The sequence below is a fragment of the Arsenophonus sp. ENCA genome (assembly GCF_002287155.1).
Taxonomy (GTDB): domain Bacteria; phylum Pseudomonadota; class Gammaproteobacteria; order Enterobacterales; family Enterobacteriaceae; genus Arsenophonus; species Arsenophonus nilaparvatae.
This window is the reverse complement of the sequence record NZ_NHNG01000664.1, coordinates 1-1,204: the sequence shown is the minus strand read 5'-3', so window position 1 is coordinate 1,204 and position 1,204 is coordinate 1. Positions and strand designations below refer to the sequence as shown.

Annotated in this window: 1 protein-coding gene; it reads left to right on the top strand. The window is 29.2% G+C overall.

Annotated elements, in window-relative coordinates; genetic code table 11:
- Window positions 1-62: 62 nt before the first annotated feature.
- A partial coding sequence (locus CBG25_RS17370; RefSeq protein WP_290608228.1) for a hypothetical protein occupies window positions 63-1,204 on the top strand: 1,142 nt, incomplete at its 3' end.

Below are 1,204 nucleotides of genomic sequence, written 5' to 3'. Positions count from 1 at the left end.
ATTTAACTGGTGCGACGATATCTTTGGAGTCGTTAATTAATTTAGACCTCAATTCGATCGTGTTGAATAAAGCAATCATTTTATCGATAGATTTTAAGTGGGATCAATATCACCTTGATCGATATTTAAATCATATAAATAATCGAGAGACAACTAGCATTGATAAAATGTATGATGTTGCAAAAATAGACATCATAAAGCAAATTATTTCATCATTAACAAAACAGAAAGTTGATACTTCTACCATTGAAGTGTCATTAATCGATATTTTAGTTGAACAACCCTATTATGCAGATACTGAAATTTCAAATTGGCTAAAAAGTGTTTGTATTAACTATATTAGCAAATTTAATGATTGGCCGATGTCATTACAAAAAGACTCTGTTATTAATTTAATGATAGATACTTTCCAACATTATCCTGATTTATTTTTTAATTATAATTCAGCCTTTATACAGACTATTTCCCAAGCTATATATGAAACTAATTCAGAGGAATTAAAACCAAAAGCGATAGCTATTTATGATCACTACTTGAAAAGTAGTCAAACCCAGCCTTATGTACAGATGGATGATTTTGGTCATTATGGCAATAATAAAACCGATTGGTTAGACAAAAATGCGGCAAACTATATTATCTTCTCTTCTAACGAAAATTTTTATGTCATGATGCTGTCGCAGAATGTATTAACTGAAATGCTTAAGCCAAATCTGACAGAAAAAGCTCAAGTATTAAATCAATTTTTTCTCTATCAGCAACAAAATAATTTAACTCAAGCTGATTATCAATTAGAGGATATTTTTAAAAATAAATTTTCAATATTTTATAGCGGATATCAATCTCGGCAACGAATAAATACTTTTAACCGTTTGCTAGAATTGTTAGATCTTGGTGAAACGTTGCAAGATTTATTTATTGAGGCAACAAAAACATCTATTTCAATAGAGAAATTAGTTGACCCAGAAGCACAAATGCAGCTAGAAAAACTATTCGCGCATAAAATATATCAATTTATTGAGCCATATGATTATAAATTAACTGAAAATTTTTATCAGGATATTATCAATACCTATGAATTAAAAGAGGCAACCGATAAAGAAAAAGCAGAAAAAATTTTTAGCTTAGCAGCTGTATTTGTCAAATATACTTCGAGTGCTATTTTTGGTACGGAGATGGAATCGCCTAATGCATTAAGATTTTTTTC